15 protein-coding genes are annotated in these 16,296 nt (G+C 68.8%); 8 read left to right on the forward strand and 7 right to left on the reverse strand.

The features are described from left to right. Positions 1–50 precede the first annotated feature (50 nt). Complete coding sequence (locus HV701_RS15550; RefSeq protein ID WP_175133932.1) at positions 51–521, reverse strand: gamma-glutamylcyclotransferase family protein; 471 nt, start codon at positions 519–521, stop codon at positions 51–53. Between the two features lie 175 nt (positions 522–696). Here HV701_RS15550 and clpB point away from each other — a divergent pair, with 175 nt between their 5' ends. Next, positions 697–3,303: an ATP-dependent chaperone ClpB gene (clpB, locus tag HV701_RS15555; RefSeq protein WP_175133933.1), complete on the forward strand. Its 2,607-nt coding sequence runs from the start codon at positions 697–699 to the stop codon at positions 3,301–3,303. Positions 3,304–3,399: 96 nt separating this feature from the next. On the opposite strand, the gene HV701_RS15560 is transcribed toward clpB, so the two are convergent. Next, entirely contained in the window at positions 3,400–5,037 is a 1,638-nt protein-coding gene (locus tag HV701_RS15560; protein WP_175133934.1) for a CehA/McbA family metallohydrolase domain-containing protein, read from the reverse strand. A gap of 112 nt (positions 5,038–5,149) precedes the next feature. Then, on the reverse strand, positions 5,150–5,815 hold the full coding sequence (locus tag HV701_RS15565) for a TetR/AcrR family transcriptional regulator (protein ID WP_236757022.1): 666 nt from the start codon (positions 5,813–5,815) through the stop codon (positions 5,150–5,152). 155 nt (positions 5,816–5,970) lie between these two features. Between HV701_RS15565 and HV701_RS15570 the strand changes: the two genes are divergently transcribed. From HV701_RS15570 to HV701_RS15580, 3 genes are read left to right on the forward strand one after another with little or no spacing between them, the layout of a single operon-like run. Then, the gene (locus tag HV701_RS15570) at positions 5,971–7,182 is read left to right on the forward strand and encodes a Tm-1-like ATP-binding domain-containing protein (protein ID WP_175133936.1); all 1,212 of its coding nucleotides are present in this window, start codon (positions 5,971–5,973) and stop codon (positions 7,180–7,182) included. A gap of 11 nt (positions 7,183–7,193) precedes the next feature. Further along, a complete protein-coding gene (locus HV701_RS15575) occupies positions 7,194–8,024 on the forward strand; it encodes a phosphoenolpyruvate hydrolase family protein (RefSeq protein ID WP_175133937.1) in 831 nt (276 codons plus the stop codon). Between the two features lie 12 nt (positions 8,025–8,036). Continuing rightward, positions 8,037–8,480, forward strand: a complete 444-nt coding sequence (locus HV701_RS15580) for an SRPBCC family protein (RefSeq protein WP_175133938.1) — start codon at positions 8,037–8,039, stop codon at positions 8,478–8,480. Between the two features lie 61 nt (positions 8,481–8,541). Here HV701_RS15580 and HV701_RS15585 read toward each other — a convergent pair whose 3' ends face one another. Further along, a complete protein-coding gene (locus tag HV701_RS15585; RefSeq protein WP_175133939.1) occupies positions 8,542–9,510 on the reverse strand; it encodes a LysR family transcriptional regulator in 969 nt (322 codons plus the stop codon). Positions 9,511–9,659: 149 nt separating this feature from the next. Between HV701_RS15585 and HV701_RS15590 the strand changes: the two genes are divergently transcribed. The 4 genes from HV701_RS15590 (at position 9,660) to crcB (ending at position 13,198) form a co-directional block, all read left to right on the forward strand. Beyond that, positions 9,660–11,126 carry an N-acyl-D-glutamate deacylase gene (locus HV701_RS15590; RefSeq protein ID WP_175133940.1) on the forward strand — a complete coding sequence of 489 codons (1,467 nt, stop codon included), beginning with the start codon at positions 9,660–9,662 and terminating at the stop codon, positions 11,124–11,126. 33 nt (positions 11,127–11,159) lie between these two features. Then, the gene (locus HV701_RS15595; RefSeq protein WP_175133941.1) at positions 11,160–12,119 is read left to right on the forward strand and encodes a tripartite tricarboxylate transporter substrate binding protein BugE; all 960 of its coding nucleotides are present in this window, start codon (positions 11,160–11,162) and stop codon (positions 12,117–12,119) included. A gap of 127 nt (positions 12,120–12,246) precedes the next feature. Continuing rightward, positions 12,247–12,801, forward strand: a complete 555-nt coding sequence (locus HV701_RS15600; protein ID WP_175133942.1) for an HdeD family acid-resistance protein — start codon at positions 12,247–12,249, stop codon at positions 12,799–12,801. Positions 12,802–12,805: 4 nt separating this feature from the next. Beyond that, positions 12,806–13,198 carry a fluoride efflux transporter CrcB gene (gene crcB / locus HV701_RS15605; protein WP_175133943.1) on the forward strand — a complete coding sequence of 131 codons (393 nt, stop codon included), beginning with the start codon at positions 12,806–12,808 and terminating at the stop codon, positions 13,196–13,198. A 45-nt stretch (positions 13,199–13,243) separates the two neighbouring features. Here crcB and hpnE read toward each other — a convergent pair whose 3' ends face one another. From hpnE to hpnC, 3 genes are read right to left on the reverse strand one after another with little or no spacing between them, the layout of a single operon-like run. After that, positions 13,244–14,569, reverse strand: coding sequence for a hydroxysqualene dehydroxylase HpnE (gene hpnE / locus HV701_RS15610; RefSeq protein WP_175133987.1), 1,326 nt, complete (start codon positions 14,567–14,569; stop codon positions 13,244–13,246). After that, a complete protein-coding gene (hpnD, locus tag HV701_RS15615) occupies positions 14,566–15,429 on the reverse strand; it encodes a presqualene diphosphate synthase HpnD (protein WP_175133944.1) in 864 nt (287 codons plus the stop codon). The genes hpnE and hpnD overlap by 4 nt, the downstream gene beginning before the upstream one ends. Positions 15,430–15,448: 19 nt before the next feature. Then, positions 15,449–16,279: a squalene synthase HpnC gene (hpnC, locus tag HV701_RS15620; RefSeq protein WP_175133945.1), complete on the reverse strand. Its 831-nt coding sequence runs from the start codon at positions 16,277–16,279 to the stop codon at positions 15,449–15,451. Positions 16,280–16,296: the final 17 nt, after the last annotated feature.

Here is a 16,296-nt window from a genome sequence, read left to right on the forward strand (position 1 = left end):
CGGGGTGGGCTTAAAGCGTGAAGACAGGTACCCATTGTAGTCCGTTGTTACTACGGGTGTCTTACGAGGGGGTTTGTAGGGATATCTTGCGCCGCCGAAGGGGCGCGGCGGGCCCGGCGGTACGCGATCCAGTCGTCGCCGTTGACGTCGGGCGCGGCGCCGCGCCAGGCCGGATCGATGGGGTAATACTGGCAGGCCAGCGGGGCCGCACCGGCTGGCGGCAGCGGCCTGGCCAGTACCGGCCGGCGCACGAAACAACCGGGCCGGCCCGGCACGTATTCCTCGATTTCGTCCATCAGGCCGAGCAGGGCCGGCGTCACCGCGTAGATGTCGCCCAACACCCGGCGGCCGTCCCGCACCGGGAGCAGGCCGGGCCAGTCGCCGAAATCGACCAGGGCGCCGGGCACGGTGGCGGCGCCGACGTGGCGTGGCGGCGGCAGGCCGCGGCGGCGCGCGGCTTGCGCCAGATCATTGATTTCGCCCGCGCGTAGCGTGCCGTAGACAAAAACGTATATGCTCATGGTTCGGATTGTTGCTGCACGCGGATCACGGACAAGGACGACGCGCCTTGACGATACACCCTAAACCATGAGGCCGGCGGGGTATTGAAATTCCCGTATCTGGCCGCATATTCAGGTCATCGAGCCCGCCGGCGCGTATCGGTCAGGCTCACCAACGAAGCCTTCAACGACCATTATGCGATTCGACAAACTGACCACCAAATTCCAGCAAGCCCTGGCCGACGCCCAGAGTCTGGCCGCCCGCAACGATCATCCTTATATCGAGCCCGTCCACGTGCTGGCGGCGCTGCTGTCCGACCCCGACAGCGGCGCCGGCAGCCTGCTGGCGCGCGCCGGCGTGGCCGTCAACCGGCTGCAGCCGGCCTTGGATGCCGCGCTCAAGGCGCTGCCCCAGGTGCAGGGTGACGACAACGTCCAGGTCGGGCGCGACCTGCAGGGCGTGCTGACCCGCACCGACAAGGAAGCCGCGCGCCGCGGCGACACCTACATCGCCAGCGAACTGTTCCTGCTGGCGCTGGCCGACGACAAGGGCGAGGCCGGCCGCATCCTGCGCGAGGCGGGCCTGCAGAAAAAGGCCCTCGAAGCCGCTATCGACGCCGTGCGCGGCGGTGAAAACGTATCCGGCGCCGAAGGCGAATCCAACCGCGAGGCGCTGTCCAAGTACACCCTCGACCTGACCGAGCGCGCCCGCCAGGGCAAGCTCGATCCGGTGATCGGCCGCGACGACGAGATCCGCCGCACCATCCAGATCCTGCAGCGCCGCACCAAGAACAACCCGGTCCTGATCGGCGAACCCGGCGTGGGCAAGACCGCCATCGTCGAAGGCCTGGCGCAACGCATCGTCAACGACGAAGTGCCCGAAACCCTGCGCGGCAAGCGCGTGCTGTCGCTCGACCTGGCCGCGCTGCTGGCCGGCGCCAAGTTCCGCGGCGAATTCGAAGAGCGCCTGAAGGCCGTGCTCAAGGAACTGTCGCAGGACGACGGCAGCAACATCGTCTTCATCGACGAGCTGCACACCATGGTCGGCGCTGGCAAGGCCGAGGGCGCGATGGACGCGGGCAACATGCTCAAGCCGGCGCTGGCGCGCGGCGAACTGCATTGCATCGGCGCCACCACGCTCGACGAATACCGCAAGTACATCGAAAAGGACGCCGCGCTCGAACGCCGCTTCCAGAAGGTGCTGGTCGACGAGCCCGATGTCGAGTCCACCATCGCCATTCTGCGCGGCCTGCAGGAACGCTACGAAATCCACCACGGCGTCGAGATCACCGACCCGGCCATCGTGGCCGCGGCCGAGCTGTCGCACCGCTATATCACCGACCGCTTCCTGCCCGACAAGGCCATCGACCTGATCGACGAGGCCGGCGCCCGCATCCGCATGGAAATCGATTCCAAGCCGGAAGTGATGGACAAGCTCGACCGCCGCATCATCCAGCTCAAGATCGAGCGCGAGGCCGTCAAGAAGGAAACCGACGACGCCTCCAAGCGCCGCCTGGGCGTGATCGAGGACGAACTCGAAAAGCTGCAACGCGAATACAACGACTTCGAGGAAATCTGGAAGGCCGAGAAGGCCGCGGTGCAGGGCACCCAGGCCATCAAGGAAGAGATCGACAACGTCCGCGCCGAAATGGCCGAGTTGCAGCGCAAGGGCCAGTTCGACAAGCTGGCCGAGCTGCAATACGGCAAGCTGCCCGACCTGGAAGCGCGCCTGAAGGCGGCCGAGGTGGGCGCGGCCGAGGCGGCCGAGGATGCCGAGGGCGGCGAGGGCCGTCCGCGCCTGTTGCGAACCCGTGTCGGCGCCGAGGAAATCGCCGAGGTCGTGTCGCGCGCCACCGGTATTCCGGTATCCAAGATGATGCAGGGCGAACGCGAGAAGCTGCTGCACATGGAGGAATACCTGCACAAGCGCGTGGTCGGTCAGGACGAGGCCGTGCGCCTGGTGTCCGATGCCATCCGCCGTTCGCGCGCGGGCCTGGCGGACCCGTCGCGCCCGTATGGTTCGTTCCTGTTCCTGGGCCCCACCGGGGTGGGCAAGACCGAGCTGACGCGCGCGCTGGCCGAGTTCCTGTTCGATTCCGAAGAGCACATGATCCGCATCGACATGAGCGAATTCATGGAGAAGCATTCGGTGGCGCGGCTGATCGGCGCGCCGCCCGGATACGTGGGCTACGAAGAGGGCGGCTACCTGACCGAAGCCGTGCGCCGCAAGCCGTACAGCGTGGTGCTGCTCGATGAAGTCGAAAAGGCCCACCCGGACGTCTTCAACGTGCTGCTGCAGGTGCTGGACGACGGCCGCCTGACCGACGGCCAGGGCCGCACCGTGGACTTCCGCAACACCGTCATCGTGATGACGTCCAACCTGGGGTCGCAGCACATCCAGACGCTGGCCGGCCAGCCGTACGACGTGGTCAAGGAAGTGGTCTGGGGCGAACTCAAGCAGACGCTGCGGCCCGAGTTCCTGAACCGCATCGACGAAGTGGTGGTGTTCCACGGCCTGGAAGCGCAGCACATCGAGTCCATCGCCCGCATCCAGCTGCGCCGCCTGGCCGAGCGCCTGGAAAAGCAGGAGATGCGCCTGGAAGTGACCGAACCCGCGCTGGCGGAACTGGCCCGCGATGGTTTCGATCCGGTGTTCGGCGCGCGCCCGCTCAAGCGCACCATCCAGCAGCAGATCGAGAACCCGGTCGCCCGGCTGATCCTGGAAGGCCAGTTCGGTCCGCGCGACGTGGTGCCGGTGGATTGGCGCGACGGCAAGTTCGTCTTCACGCGCACCTTGCAGTAAGCGCGGACGCGCCGTCCCTCCCGCAGCGTGCAAAGAGAGCCCCGCAGGCAATGGCCTGCGGGGCTTTTTACCTGGTCCGCGCGGGGGCGCTTCGTGTTACTGCTTGACCGTCACGAACACTGGGTTCGAGTAGAACCACAGGTCGTTGTAGTTGCGCGCGTTGATGGCGTTAAAGCGCGCCGTGTTGTCGGCCAGGTCGACCTTGGCGTCGGGCAGGGGTTCGCCGTCGGCGGTCTCGCCGGCCACGTCCGGCGCCAGGTTGGTGCCGCGCAGGCGCAGGTATTGGCTCTTGTCGGCGCTCAGCTTGACCTTGATGACGTTGTAGCCGTCCGCGTCCACGGTCCAGTCCTTGCTCGTATAGCGGCCCAGCACCCGGGTGCTGGGATGGGTGGCGTTGTCGTAGTCCGGCGTGCCGACGGCCGCGCGCGGGCCGACGTCGCCGACGATCAGGTCGACATGGTGCACGGTCGGCTTGACGTAGGTGGGGTTGCCGCTCTCGATCGGGTACTCGTAGTGGTTGCTGTCGGGGCTGTGGAAGCGGATAGTCACTTCCACTTGTTCGCCCTTGGCCGCTACCAGTTCGCCGCCCATATGCGCGGTGCCCGAGGCGCCCTGCGCCTGGAATTCGAGCGCGTCGATCAGGTCGCCGAAAACGCCGAACATGCGGCCGCTCTTGAGGCCCGCGACCACCGCCGCCATGTCCTTGCCATCCTTCCAGACATAGGTCTTGGCGTATTCGCCGGGCGCGTAGCCGCTGCTGTACTGGCCGGTGCTATTGATGCGGAAGTGGAAATCCGAATCGGCCACGGTCCAGATATGGCGGCCTTCGCCCAGCAGCGCATCCCAGGTGCCGCCGAGCTTGGCCACCAGGTAATCGACGCCGCCGTAGGTGCGGTTGGGCAGCTTGTCGGCCGTGTAGGCCTCGGCATAGCCGCCGCGGTCGGGCTCCATCTGGTTGCCGACCATGCCTTCGATGGCGAAGAAGATCGACGGCGCCAGGTCATGCATTTCGCGCAACTGGCCGATGGTGTACTTGCCGGCGTAGCGCGACGGGTGGTTCAGCAGCATGTAGCTGTCGGGATGCCGGTCGCGCAGCCAGCGCAGCGCCGTCAGCGAATCGGCATGGGTGGTGTAGGCGCGCGGCTGGCCGGCCAGGTCGGCCACCAACTGCGCGTCGAACAGGTTGTCGGCCTTGTTGGTGTACAGGTATTCGAACTCCGCCACGGCGCGTAGCGACTTCTCCGACAGCGGGTCGTGGGTGCCAATGCCGATATTGACGTGGTCGTGCGTGGGCATGTCCCATTCGAACGACGAGAAGATGATCTTGCCGGCATAGCGGCCGACGGCCTGGGCCTGCTTGATGAACGGCACTTCATAGCGCGCCATGCCGGCCGAGAACGGGATCGAGCCGCCGGGGATGTTGGCGCCGGTGTTGTCACGCGCGGACATGCGCAGGTGGTTCGAAAGCGCGGCCCAATCCAGCTTGTAGCGATCGAAGGCCTGATCCAGCACGCTTTCCAGCGTGGTCTGGGCGTCATCGGACTGGATCGTGTGCACGTGCAGGTCGCCGGCGCTCCAGGCGCCGGTCTTCACGGGGGGCGACGGCTCGGTCACGGCTGGTGGCGCGGCCGTGTCGTCCTCGTCATCGCTGCCGCCGCAGGCGCTCAACAGGGTGACGCAAGCCAGCGACAAGGGCATCATGGCCCGCCGCAGGCGGGTTGCTTCGAACTGCATTCCAAACTCCAGTGTCATGGCGGCCCGCAAAGCGCGGCGCCGCGAAGGCCCGCACTATGCTTGGCGTGAGTGACGTGGGAATTACAGTCCGCGGCCGGCGGCCGCGCGGGGCCTAGCGCTTGCCGCGCGCGGGAGCCGGTGTTTCGGCGGCCTCGGCCAGGGCCTGGCGGATGATGGCCTGGGCCGTCCAGCGCGCCACTTCGGTGACCGCCGGCAGCTCCAGGCCCCAGATGTCCTTGAGCACCAGGAATACCTCGGTGCCGTAGACCAGCGACAGCGCCTGCGCCACGCGTTCCCGCTGTGCCGGCGGCAGCGTGTCCGCCAGCGGCGCGATGGCGCGCTTGAGGATGTCGACGCGATGGCCGCGCACCAGCCGCGGCTCGTTGCCGGCGCGGCCTGCGCTGGCTTCGGCATGCTGCTGCAGCGACACCTGGATGGCCGCGCGCAGCGGCGCCTCATGCGCCTCCAGGCGCGGATAGGCAAAGCGCAGCAGTTCGTCGACCCGGGTGGCGGCGTCTGGCGCGGCCGAGTCCCAGGCCAGGATCGGACCCAGGCTCTCGTCGACCACGGCCGCGATCAGCGCGCTCTGGCTGGGGAAGTAACGGTAGGCGGTGGCGCGTGACACCTGGGCATGGCCGGCCAGTTCTGCCACCGAGGGCGTGATGCCCTGCGCCATCAGGCGCTGCGCGGTATCCAGCAGGATCTTGCGCATGCGCGCGCGCGGCCCATGCGGAGGCTCGCCGCTGGCGGCGGCCTGGCGGCTGGCGGGCGCGATCAGGCGCGTGGGCGGCCGGTTGCGCGGGGCGTCGCGGGTTTGACGTGAGACAGGTGTCTCAGTATGATTCTTTCGTCTCATTTCTTGATTCTACAGGGGCTCGCGCCCCGGAACACATATCGAGGCGCGCACCGAGTGTAGCCGCCCGCGGAGGAGTCATGACGCATTCGAACCGGCGGGTTTACGTGGCCGCCACTTACGACACCAAGGGCCACGAGGCCGAATACGTGGTCGATCTGCTCAAGCGCGATGGCCTGGACGTGGTCTCGGTCGACGTGTCCACCACCGGGGCCGCCAGCGCGGCGCGGGTGCAGGCCCGTGACGTGGCCCGCAGCCACCCGCAGGGCGAGCAGGCCGTGTTCACCGGCGACCGCGGCAGCGCCATCGCCGCCATGGCGCTGGCGTTCGAACGCTATGCCGCCGCCAACCCCGACATCGGCGCCTTGCTCGGCCTGGGCGGTTCGGGCGGCACCGCGCTGATCACCCCGGCCATGCGCGCGCTGCCCATCGGCGTGCCCAAGCTGATGGTCTCGACCATGGCATCCGGCAACGTCGCGCCCTATGTCGGGCCGTCGGACATCGCCATGATGTATTCCGTGACCGACGTGGCCGGCCTGAACCGCATTTCGCGCCGGGTACTGGCCAACGCCGCCGGCGCCATCGGCGGCGCCTTCCGCCAGGCTGGCGACAAGGGGGGCGATGACAGCCAGCCGGCCGTGGGCATCACCATGTTCGGCGTCACCACCGCCTGCGTGCAGCAGGTCACGCCGCTGCTCGAATCGCGCTATGACTGCCTGGTGTTCCACGCTACCGGGACCGGCGGCCAGTCGATGGAAAAGCTGCTCGACAGCCATCTGCTGTCCGGCGTGCTGGACCTGACCACCACCGAGGTCTGCGATTTCCTGTTCGGCGGCGTGCTGGCCTGCACCGAGGACCGCTTCGGCGCCGTGGCCCGTACCCGCGCCCCGTATGTCGGCTCCTGCGGCGCGCTCGACATGGTCAATTTCGGCGCCATGGACAGCGTGCCCGAACGCTATCGCGGCCGCACGTTCTACCCCCACAACCCGCAGGTCACGCTGATGCGCACCACCGCGGAAGAAAACCGCCGCCAGGGCGAATGGATCGCCGAACGGCTCAACCGCTGCGACGGGCCGGTGCGCTTCCTGATTCCCGAAGGCGGCGTGTCGGCGCTGGACGCGCCCGGCCAGGCGTTCTGGGATCCCGCGGCCGATGCCGCGCTGTTCGAGGCGCTTGAAACCCATCTGGAGCAGACCGCCGATCGCCGCCTGGTGCGCGTGCCGTGCCACATCAACGACCCGTTGTTCGCCCGCGCCGCGGTCGAACAGTTTCTCGACATCGCCACACACTGAGGATTGCCGCCATGCCGCGCTTTGACCGCAACCAACTCCTGGACAAGTTCCGCGCCATGGTGCGCGACCGCACCCCCATCGTGGGCGGCGGCGCCGGCACCGGACTGTCGGCCAAGTGCGAGGAAGCGGGCGGCATCGACCTGATCGTGATCTACAACTCGGGGCGTTACCGCATGGCCGGGCGCGGCTCGCTGGCTGGCCTGCTGGCCTACGGCAACGCCAACGAGATCGTGGTCGACATGGGCCGCGAGGTGCTGCCCGTGGTCAAGCGCACGCCGGTGCTGGCCGGGGTCAACGGCACTGATCCGTTCTGCGACTTCGACGTGTTCCTGGACGACCTCAAGCGCCAGGGTTTCGCCGGCGTGCAGAACTTTCCCACCGTGGGCCTGATCGACGGCACCTTCCGCGCCAACCTGGAAGAGACCGGCATGGGGTATGCGCTGGAAGTGGACATGATCCGCCTGGCCCATGAAAAAGGCATGCTGACCACGCCCTACGTGTTCAACGAGGACGATGCCGTGGCCATGACGCGGGCCGGCGCCGACATCATCGTGGCCCACATGGGCCTGACCACGGGCGGCTCGATCGGCGCCGAGACCGCCCTGACGCTGGATGACTGTGTCGCCGCCATCGACCGCATCGCGGCGGCCGCGCTGGCCGTGCGTCCGGACGTGATCGTGCTGTGCCACGGCGGCCCCATCGCCACGCCCGCGGACGCCGCCCACATCCTGCGCCATTGCCAGCATTGCCATGGCTTCTACGGCGCCAGCTCGATGGAACGCCTGCCCACCGAACAGGCGCTGACCGCAGCCACCCGCGAGTTCAAGCAACTGACCTTCTGAGAGGGAGTCCGCATGCCGCATACCGTCTACACCAGCGCCATCGTCCAGGCGCCGCTGGCCAAGGTCTGGCCGCTGTTTCGTGATTTCAACGGCCTGGCGGGCTGGCATCCCGGCATCGCGCAAAGCCGCCTGGAGGAAGGCGGCCGCCACGACGCGGTCGGCTCGGTACGGTACCTGACGCTCAAGCCTTCGGGCTTCGTGCGCGAGCAGTTGCTGATGCTGGACGACCCCGGCACCGCGCTGCGCTATTCCATCATCGAAACCGACCTGCCGATGCGCGACTACGTTGCTGGCGTGACGCTGCGCGCCGTCACCGAGAGCGGCGCCACGCTGGTCGAATGGTGGGCCGATTTCCGCGTCGAGGACGGCACCGATCTGCAGGCGGTGGCGACGGCGGTCGGGCAGGGCGTGTTCGCCGCCGGCCTGACGGCGCTGGACGAGAAGCTGCGCGCCTGAGCGGCGCCCGTCGTCCGGGGCGCGATGCCCGCCCGCATCGCCGCGCGGATGCCGATCCGCCTCAGGCGCGCCGGCGCATCGCGCCCGCCGCCAGCTTGCAGCCGGCCGGCAGCGCCGCCTCACGCAGATAGTCGCGAATCGCGAGCATCAATGCGGCGGCGGCCGGGCTCGGCGCGTATTCCTTGTGGCGGATGATGCACAGGGTGCGCACCACGGTCGGCCGCGCCAGCAGCGCGTAGTCCAGCCCGGGTTCCAGCACCCGCTGCGCCGCCAGCGCGGGCAGCAGCGCCACACCCATGCCGGCCTTCACCAGCGCCGCCTGCGAGGTGGTGCTGGAGGCTTCATAGAAAGGCGCGGCGGCCTCGATCGGCAGATCGGCCCGGGCCCGCAGCAGCGCCATGATGCCGGTCTCGTCCACTACCCCCACCAGCTTGCGGCCCGCCAGGTCGGACCAACGCATGGCGCCGTCGCGGCCCGGCCGCAGACGGGTGTCATCGCGTCGGTACAGCACGCCGAAGCGGTCCTCCAGCAGCGCGTCGAATTGCAGGCCGGGAGCGTCGGCCCAGCGGCTGGTCAGCCCGAAATCGACCTCGCGCGTAGCCACCTTGCGCTGGATGCGGCCGGAGTTGTCATCGCTCAGGTACAGGCGGATGGCGGGATACTGCGCGGCGAATACGGCCGCCGCCGGCGCGATCAGCTGGGTGATGGCCGAGGGCGCCGCGGCCACGCCGACACGGCCGCGTTCCAGCGCGCCGAAGCGCACCACGTCTTCGATCGCGCCATCGAAATCGGCCAGCAGGCGCATCACGCGCGGCAGGAATTCCTCGCCCGCCGCGGTCAGCAGCACGCGCCGGCTGGTGCGCGCGAACAGTTGCGTGGCCAGCGCGTCTTCCAGCTGACGCACCAGGCTGGTCACCGACGACTGGGTCTGGAACAGGCGCTTGGCCGCATGCGTGAAGCTGGACTCCTGCGCCACCGCGACGAACGCGGTCAGGTGCTTGAGCGTGACGTGCTTGGGCAGGCGATACATTTCAAATACCGATAGATGGATCAATAAAAACAATTTTTCCAGATTGATCCCGCGGACGATACTAGGGGCTTCATCAGGCAGCGGGGCCGTCCATGGATGGCCCGCAAGCGGCCGGGGCCAAAGCCCGGCCTCATCGAGGCGGAAGTTGCATGCAGGAAAATCTGGATCTGGTTATCGAAGGCGGCTGGGTGATCGACGGGACGGGCGCCGCGCGCTGCCGCGCCGACATCGGCATCCGTGGCGAGCGCATCGCCGCCATCGGCGATCTGTCGGCCAGGGCGGCCGGCCGGCGCCTGGATGTCGGCGGCAAGATCGTCGCGCCCGGTTTCATCGACACCCACGGCCACGATGACCTGATGTTCGTGGAAAAGCCCGGCCTGGAATGGAAGACCAGCCAGGGCATCACTTCGGTGGTGGTCGGCAACTGCGGCATCAGCGGCGCGCCGGCGCCGCTACCGGGCAACACCGCCGCCGCGCTGGCCTTGCTGGGCGACTCCCCCTTGTTCGCGGACATGGCCACGTATTTCGACACGCTGCAAGCGCAGCGGCCGATGATCAACGTGGCCGCCCTGGTGGGCCATGCCAACCTGCGCCTGGCCGCGATGCGCGAGCCGGCGGCCCAGCCCAGCGCGCAGGAGCAGCAGGCGATGGAACGCATGTTGGCGGCGGCGCTGGAGGCCGGCGCGGTCGGCTTCAGCACGGGCCTGGCCTATCAGCCCGGCGGCGCCGCCGAAGCGGCCGAACTGGACGGCCTGGCGCGCGTCGCGGCGGCGCATGATGCGCTGCATACCAGCCACATCCGCAATGAAGGCGATGCGGTCGAGGCTGCCGTCGACGAAGTGCTGGCGGTCGGCCACCGCACCGGTTGCGCCACGGTGCTGTCGCACCACAAGTGCATGATGCCGGTCAACTGGGGCAAGAGCGCCGCCACCCTGGGCAGCATCGACCGCGCCCGCGCCGCAGGCGTCGAGGTGGCGCTGGACATCTATCCCTATCCGGGCAGTTCCACCATCCTGATCCCGGAGCGCGCCGACCAGATCGACGATATCCGCATCACCTGGTCGACCCCGCATCCCGAATGCGGCGGCCAATCGCTGGCCGAGATCGCCGCGCGCTGGGGTTGCGACACGGTCACGGCGGCGCGCCGACTGTGCCCGGCGGGCGCGATCTATTTCGCCATGGACGAAAACGAAGTGCGCCGCATTTTCCAGCACCCGTGCTGCATGGTCGGCTCCGACGGCCTGCCCAATGACGTCCATCCGCACCCGCGCCTGTGGGGCAGCTTCACGCGGGTGCTGGGCCGGTATGTGCGCGAGGCCGAGCTGCTGACGCTGGAGGCCGCGGTGGCCAAGATGACGGCGTTGCCGGCGCGCGTGTTCGGCCTGGCCGATCGTGGCCGGTTGGCCGTGGGCGCCTGGGCCGACGTGGTGGTGTTCGATGCCGACACGGTGTGCGACCGCGCCACCTGGGACGCGCCGACGCTGGCCTCGGCCGGCATCGAGCACGTGCTGGTCAATGGCTGCCCGGTATTTCCGGCGGTACCCGGGCAGCGACGCCCGGGCAGGATCCTGCGCCGTGATGCCAAGAGCGCAGGCGCGCCCGGTTTTTCCCGATAACAAGCAGAGCCCATCCTCACAGGAGATCCACCCATGATCCGCAAGACTTGCGCCGCGCTGGCGCTGGCCGCCATGCTGCCGGCGGCCCACGCCGAGTTTCCCGACCACCCCATCACCCTGATCGTGCCGTTCCCGGCCGGCGGCCCCACGGACATCGTCGGCCGCCTGGCCGCGGCCAAGGCCGGCGAGATCCTGGGGCAGCAGATCGTGGTGGAGAACCGCACCGGCGCCTCTGGCACCATCGGCATGACCGCGACCGCGCGCGCCAAGCCGGGCGGCTATACCGTGGGCCTGGCCACCGTCAGCACCCACGGCACGGCGCCGCACCTGTTTCCCAAGCTGGCCTACGATCCGGTCAAGGATTTCACGCCCATCAGCAACCTGGTGACCAGCCCCAACATCCTCAGCGTCAACCCGCAATACCCGGCCAGGGACCTGGCGCAGTTCGTGACCTACGTGCGCGCCAATCCGGGCAAGGATGGCTATGCCAATGCCGGCGCGGGCGGCGTCAACGACCTGGGCATGATCTGGTTCCTGCAGATCATTGGCGGCAAGATGAACAGCATCTCGTACCGCGGCTCGGCCCCGGCCCTGACCGATACGGTCGGCGGCGTGGTGCCGGTGATTTTCGACAACTTCCCATCATCGTTGCCCTACATCAAGAGCAACCACCTGCGCGCGCTGGCCATCACGGGCAAGACGCGCAATCCGCGCCTGCCGGACGTGCCGACCTTCGCCGAGCAGGGCTACAAGGATTACGACGTCACTGCCTGGTATGGCGTGGTGGGCCCGGCCGGCATGCCGGCGGATGTGCGCGACAAGCTGGCGCAGGCCTTTGCCAAGGCGGTGCGCGATCCGGCCACCGCGGCCAAGATGGAAGAGACGGGCGCGTTCCCGCTGGGCAACTCGCCGGCCGAGTTCGGCGCGCAGATCCGCGCCGAGCGCGAACGCTGGAAGTCGGTCATCGAGCAGGCGCAGATCAAGCTGCAGTAATGAGGGTGGCCGCCGGCCCTGCCGCGGGCCGGCGCCGCCGCTGTCTGACGAGACCTCGCGGCGGTGGCCCGCGAACGGGAAATATCAAATAAGATAGGCCACCCGTTACGTGTTACCGGAGGTCGTCATGCTTGACTCGCAAGTTGTGGATCAGATCGGTCGTCACTGGGGTTGGGTGGCGTTGCGCGGCGTCGTCGCCATCCTGTTCGGCCTGATGGCCATGTTCATGCCGGCCATCACCCTGTCGGCGCTGGTGCTGGTGTGGGGCGCGTTCGCGCTGGCCGACGGCGTGCTGGCGCTGATCGCCGGCATTCGCATCCGCGACCAGGGCAAGCCCTTGTGGGCCCTGATCGTCGTCGGGCTGCTGGGCGTGGCGGCCGGGATCGTCACCTTCCTGTGGCCGGGCCTGACGGCGCTGATCCTGCTCTACATCATCGCCATCTGGGCGCTGGTGGCCGGCGTGTTCCAGATCGTCGCCGCGATCCGCTTCCGCAAGGAAATCCGCAACGAATGGTTCCTGGGGCTGTCGGGGCTGGTGTCGGTGCTGTTCGGCGCCATGCTGGTCATGCAGCCGGGCGCGGGCGCGCTGGCGCTGGTCTGGGTGATCGGCATCTACGCCGTGTTCTTTGGCATACTGCTGCTGGTTTTTTCCTTCCGCCTCAAGCAGCACCGCGCGCCCTGAACCCATGTCCGTCTACCAGACCCTGATTCCCCTGCATTTCCTGGCCGTGGGCCTGGGCGCCATGGTTGGCGCGTGGGCCCGCTGGCTCGTCAGCCTCTGGTTCAATACCGAGTCATGGCCGTGGGGCACGCTGACGGTCAATCTGGCGGGCGGGTATTTGGTGGGGCTGGCGCTGGCGCTGGTGGCAGGCCATCCGGAATGGCCGGCCTGGGTGCGGCTCGGGGTCATCACCGGCTTCATGGGCGGCTTGACCACGTTTTCGACCTTCTCGGCCGAAACCGTTGCCATGCTCGAGCGTGGCGCCTACGCCGGCGCGCTGGGCTACGCCGGCTTGAGCCTGACCGGTTCGCTGCTGCTGACCGGTCTGGGCCTGGCCACCGCCAACCTGCTGCGCTGAATCGCGGCGGCGATCGCGGCCGGCGGGAACGCCGCGCGCGGGCTGTCAGTCGCCGGCGCGCGGGTTCAGCACCCGCGCCGCCTCCAGGCCGCTGCGCACGGCGCCTTCCAGCACCCCGGGATAACCGGTGTCGGTCCAGTCGCCGGCCAACGCCAGCGTCGGCCAGGGCGTGGTGTTGAGCGGCCGCGTCAGGCCTGGCACCGCCGCGAAGGTGGCGCGTTTCTCGATGAACAACTCCGCCGCGACGACGTCCGGCATCGGCGGCAGCCGCTGCGGGTGGCTGGCGGCCTGCTCGGCCACCTGGTCGATCAGTGCCTCGATGGCCTGCCGCCGGTTGCGCTCGGCCAGCGTGGTGGCCGCGCTGGCCACGACGGCCAGTTCGCCGGCCAGGGCGTCGCCGGCCAGTTGCGCGCGGTCGAACAGCCATTGGCCGACGTGGCCACGGGCCGGTTCCTCGCGCAGCATCATCATCGGTTCGGGCAGGCGCCAGGGGCCTGCCAGCCGCAGATTGAGCGTGGCGATCGGCAGGTAATCGAAGGCGCGCAGCGCGTCCAGCAGGCCGGTGGCGCCGGCGGCCCGCAGCGGCGCTTCCAGCAGCCGCGCGGCGAAGGTCGGCGGCACGGCCAGCACGGCGGCGTCGAAGCGTTCCTGGTTGATGTCGATGCCGTCCGCTGCCGGCTGCAACTGGCGCACCGTGCTGCCATAGCGCATGGTGACCTGGCGCGCGGCGGCATCGGGCCATAGCGCCGACAGGTCGGTGCAGGGCAGCAGCAGGTCGCTGTCTTCGCGGCGGCCGGCCAGGCTGTCGCGCAACACACGGGCAAACAGCCCCGCGCTGGCGCGCGCCACGGGCGTGTTCAGGGCGGCCAGGCACAGCGGTTCCCAGAGCTGGCGGATCAGGGCGTCGGATTGCGCGTGATAGTGCAGCAGCTGCTGCACGGTCCAGTCGCGCGGCGGCGTCCAGGACATGGCGCGCAGGCCGCGCATCAGGCGCAGCGTGGCGAAGCGGTCGGCCCATGACAAGCCGCGCGCGCCCAGGATCGCCACCGCCATGTGCAGGGGCGCGGGCAGGCGCGGCGCCGCCAGCCGGAAGCGGCCGTCCAGGCTGGCCAGCCGCAGCGGGCGGCGCATCAGCAGCGCATCAGGATTGCGGCCGACCCGGCGCATCAGCGCCAGCGTGTGCCTGTAGGCGCCGCTCAGCAGGTGCTGGCCGTTATCCAGCGGCGACTCGAAGCCGTCGTGGAACACCCGGCGGGCGCGGCCGCCGGGTGTGTGGCCGGCTTCGAACACGGTGACCTTGGCGCCGGCTTCGCGCAGGGCCACGCTGGCCGCCAGACCCGCCCAGCCAGCGCCGATGACCGCCGCCTTCACCGTGCCAACCGGCGGACCAGCCCGCGCCCGCCGCCCACCCAGGTCTTCCATGCCAGCCACAGTTTGCGCAGCGGCGTCAGCGAGATGCGCTGGTGCAGCACCTGCCAGTTGTCGCGCTCGATCTCGTCGAGCAGCGCGTGATAGATCGCCGCCATCATCAGGCCGGGACGCTGCGCGCGCCGGTCGGCCTCGGGCAGGCTGCGCATCGCCTCGCGGTACAGCTCGCGGGCGCGGTCGGCCTGGAACTTCATCAGGGCCGAGAAGCGCTCGGAATACTCGCCATTCAGGATGTCCGAGGCCTTGACCTCGAACTGCTGCATGTCGTTGACCGGAATGTAGATGCGGCCGCGGCGGGCGTCGTCGCCCACGTCGCGGATGATGTTGGTCATCTGGAACGCCAGGCCGAGCTTCTCGGCGTACACCAGGGTGGCCGGATCGTTGTAGCCGAAGATGCCGGCCGAGAGTTCGCCGACCACGCCGGCGGCGTGCCAGCAGTACTTGCGCAGGCCGGGCCAGTCCAGGTAGCGGGTCTGGTCCAAGTCCATTTCCATGCCGTCGACCACCGCCAGCAGGCGCTCGCGGGTGATCGCACAGCTCTGCAGGTGCGGCTGCAGCGCGCGCGTCACGGGATGGTCGGGCTTGCCGTCGAACATCTGGTCGACCTGGGTGCGCCACCAGGCCAGCTTGATGCGCGCCAGCGACGGGTCGGAGCATTCGTCGACCACGTCGTCGACCTCGCGGCAATAGGCGTACAGCGCCGTGATGGCGCGGCGCCGCTCGGGCGGCAGGAACAGGAAGGAATAGTAGAAGCTGGAACCGCTTTTGGCGGCTTTCTCCTGGCAGTACTCGTCAGGCGTCATAGTTGGCAGGGCCGTTTGCTTACTTGATGGAGCGCCAGAGCATGATGGCCCAGTCCTTGGCGCCCAATTCGGGTCGGTTCATGAATACATCGTAGCCGCTCGCCTCGATCCGCTCCAGCACGCGCAGCCCGCCTTGCACCACCAGGCGCAGCTCCAGGCCGATGCGGCCCGGCAGGCGGCGCGCCAGTGGAGCGCCGAAGTGTAGCAGCGCGCGGGTGCGTTCCACCTGGAACGCCATCAGGGCGCGCCAGCCCGGGGTCAGGCGCGCGGCCGCCAGGTCTTCTTCCGAGACGCCGAAGCGGCGCAGGTCCTCCTGCGGCAGGTAGACGCGGTGCTTGTGCCAGTCTACCCGCACATCCTGCCAGAAATTCACCAATTGCAGCCCGGTGCAGATGGCATCCGACTGTTCCATGTTGCGCGGATCGGCCGCCTGGAACAGGCACAGCATCAGCCGCCCGACCGGGTTGGCCGAGCGGGCGCAGTAATCGGCCAGCGTGGCGTAGTCGTCGTAGCGCTTGACGCTGATGTCCTGTTCGAAGGCCGACAGCAGGTCGTAGAAAGGTGTGATCGGCAGCTGATGGCGGGCGATGGTGGCCGCCAGCGGCACGAAAATGCCGGCCAGTTCGGGCGCGCCGGGCGCGGGCACGGCGCCCGGTTCGGCGCCGATGCGGTGCAGTTCGGCGCGAAACGCCGCCAACTGGGCCAGCCGCTCCGGGTCGCTGGCGGCGCCTTCGTCGGCGATGTCGTCCGCGGCGCGGGCGAACCGGTAGAGATCGGTCACCGCGCCACGCAGCCGGCGCGGCAGCAGCAGCGAGGCGACAGGAAAATTCTCGTAGTGATCGATGGGCATGGTCGGGTCCTGCGTTC

Source organism: Achromobacter pulmonis (assembly GCF_902859765.1).
GTDB classification, from domain to species: Bacteria; Pseudomonadota; Gammaproteobacteria; order Burkholderiales; family Burkholderiaceae_B; genus Achromobacter; species Achromobacter pulmonis.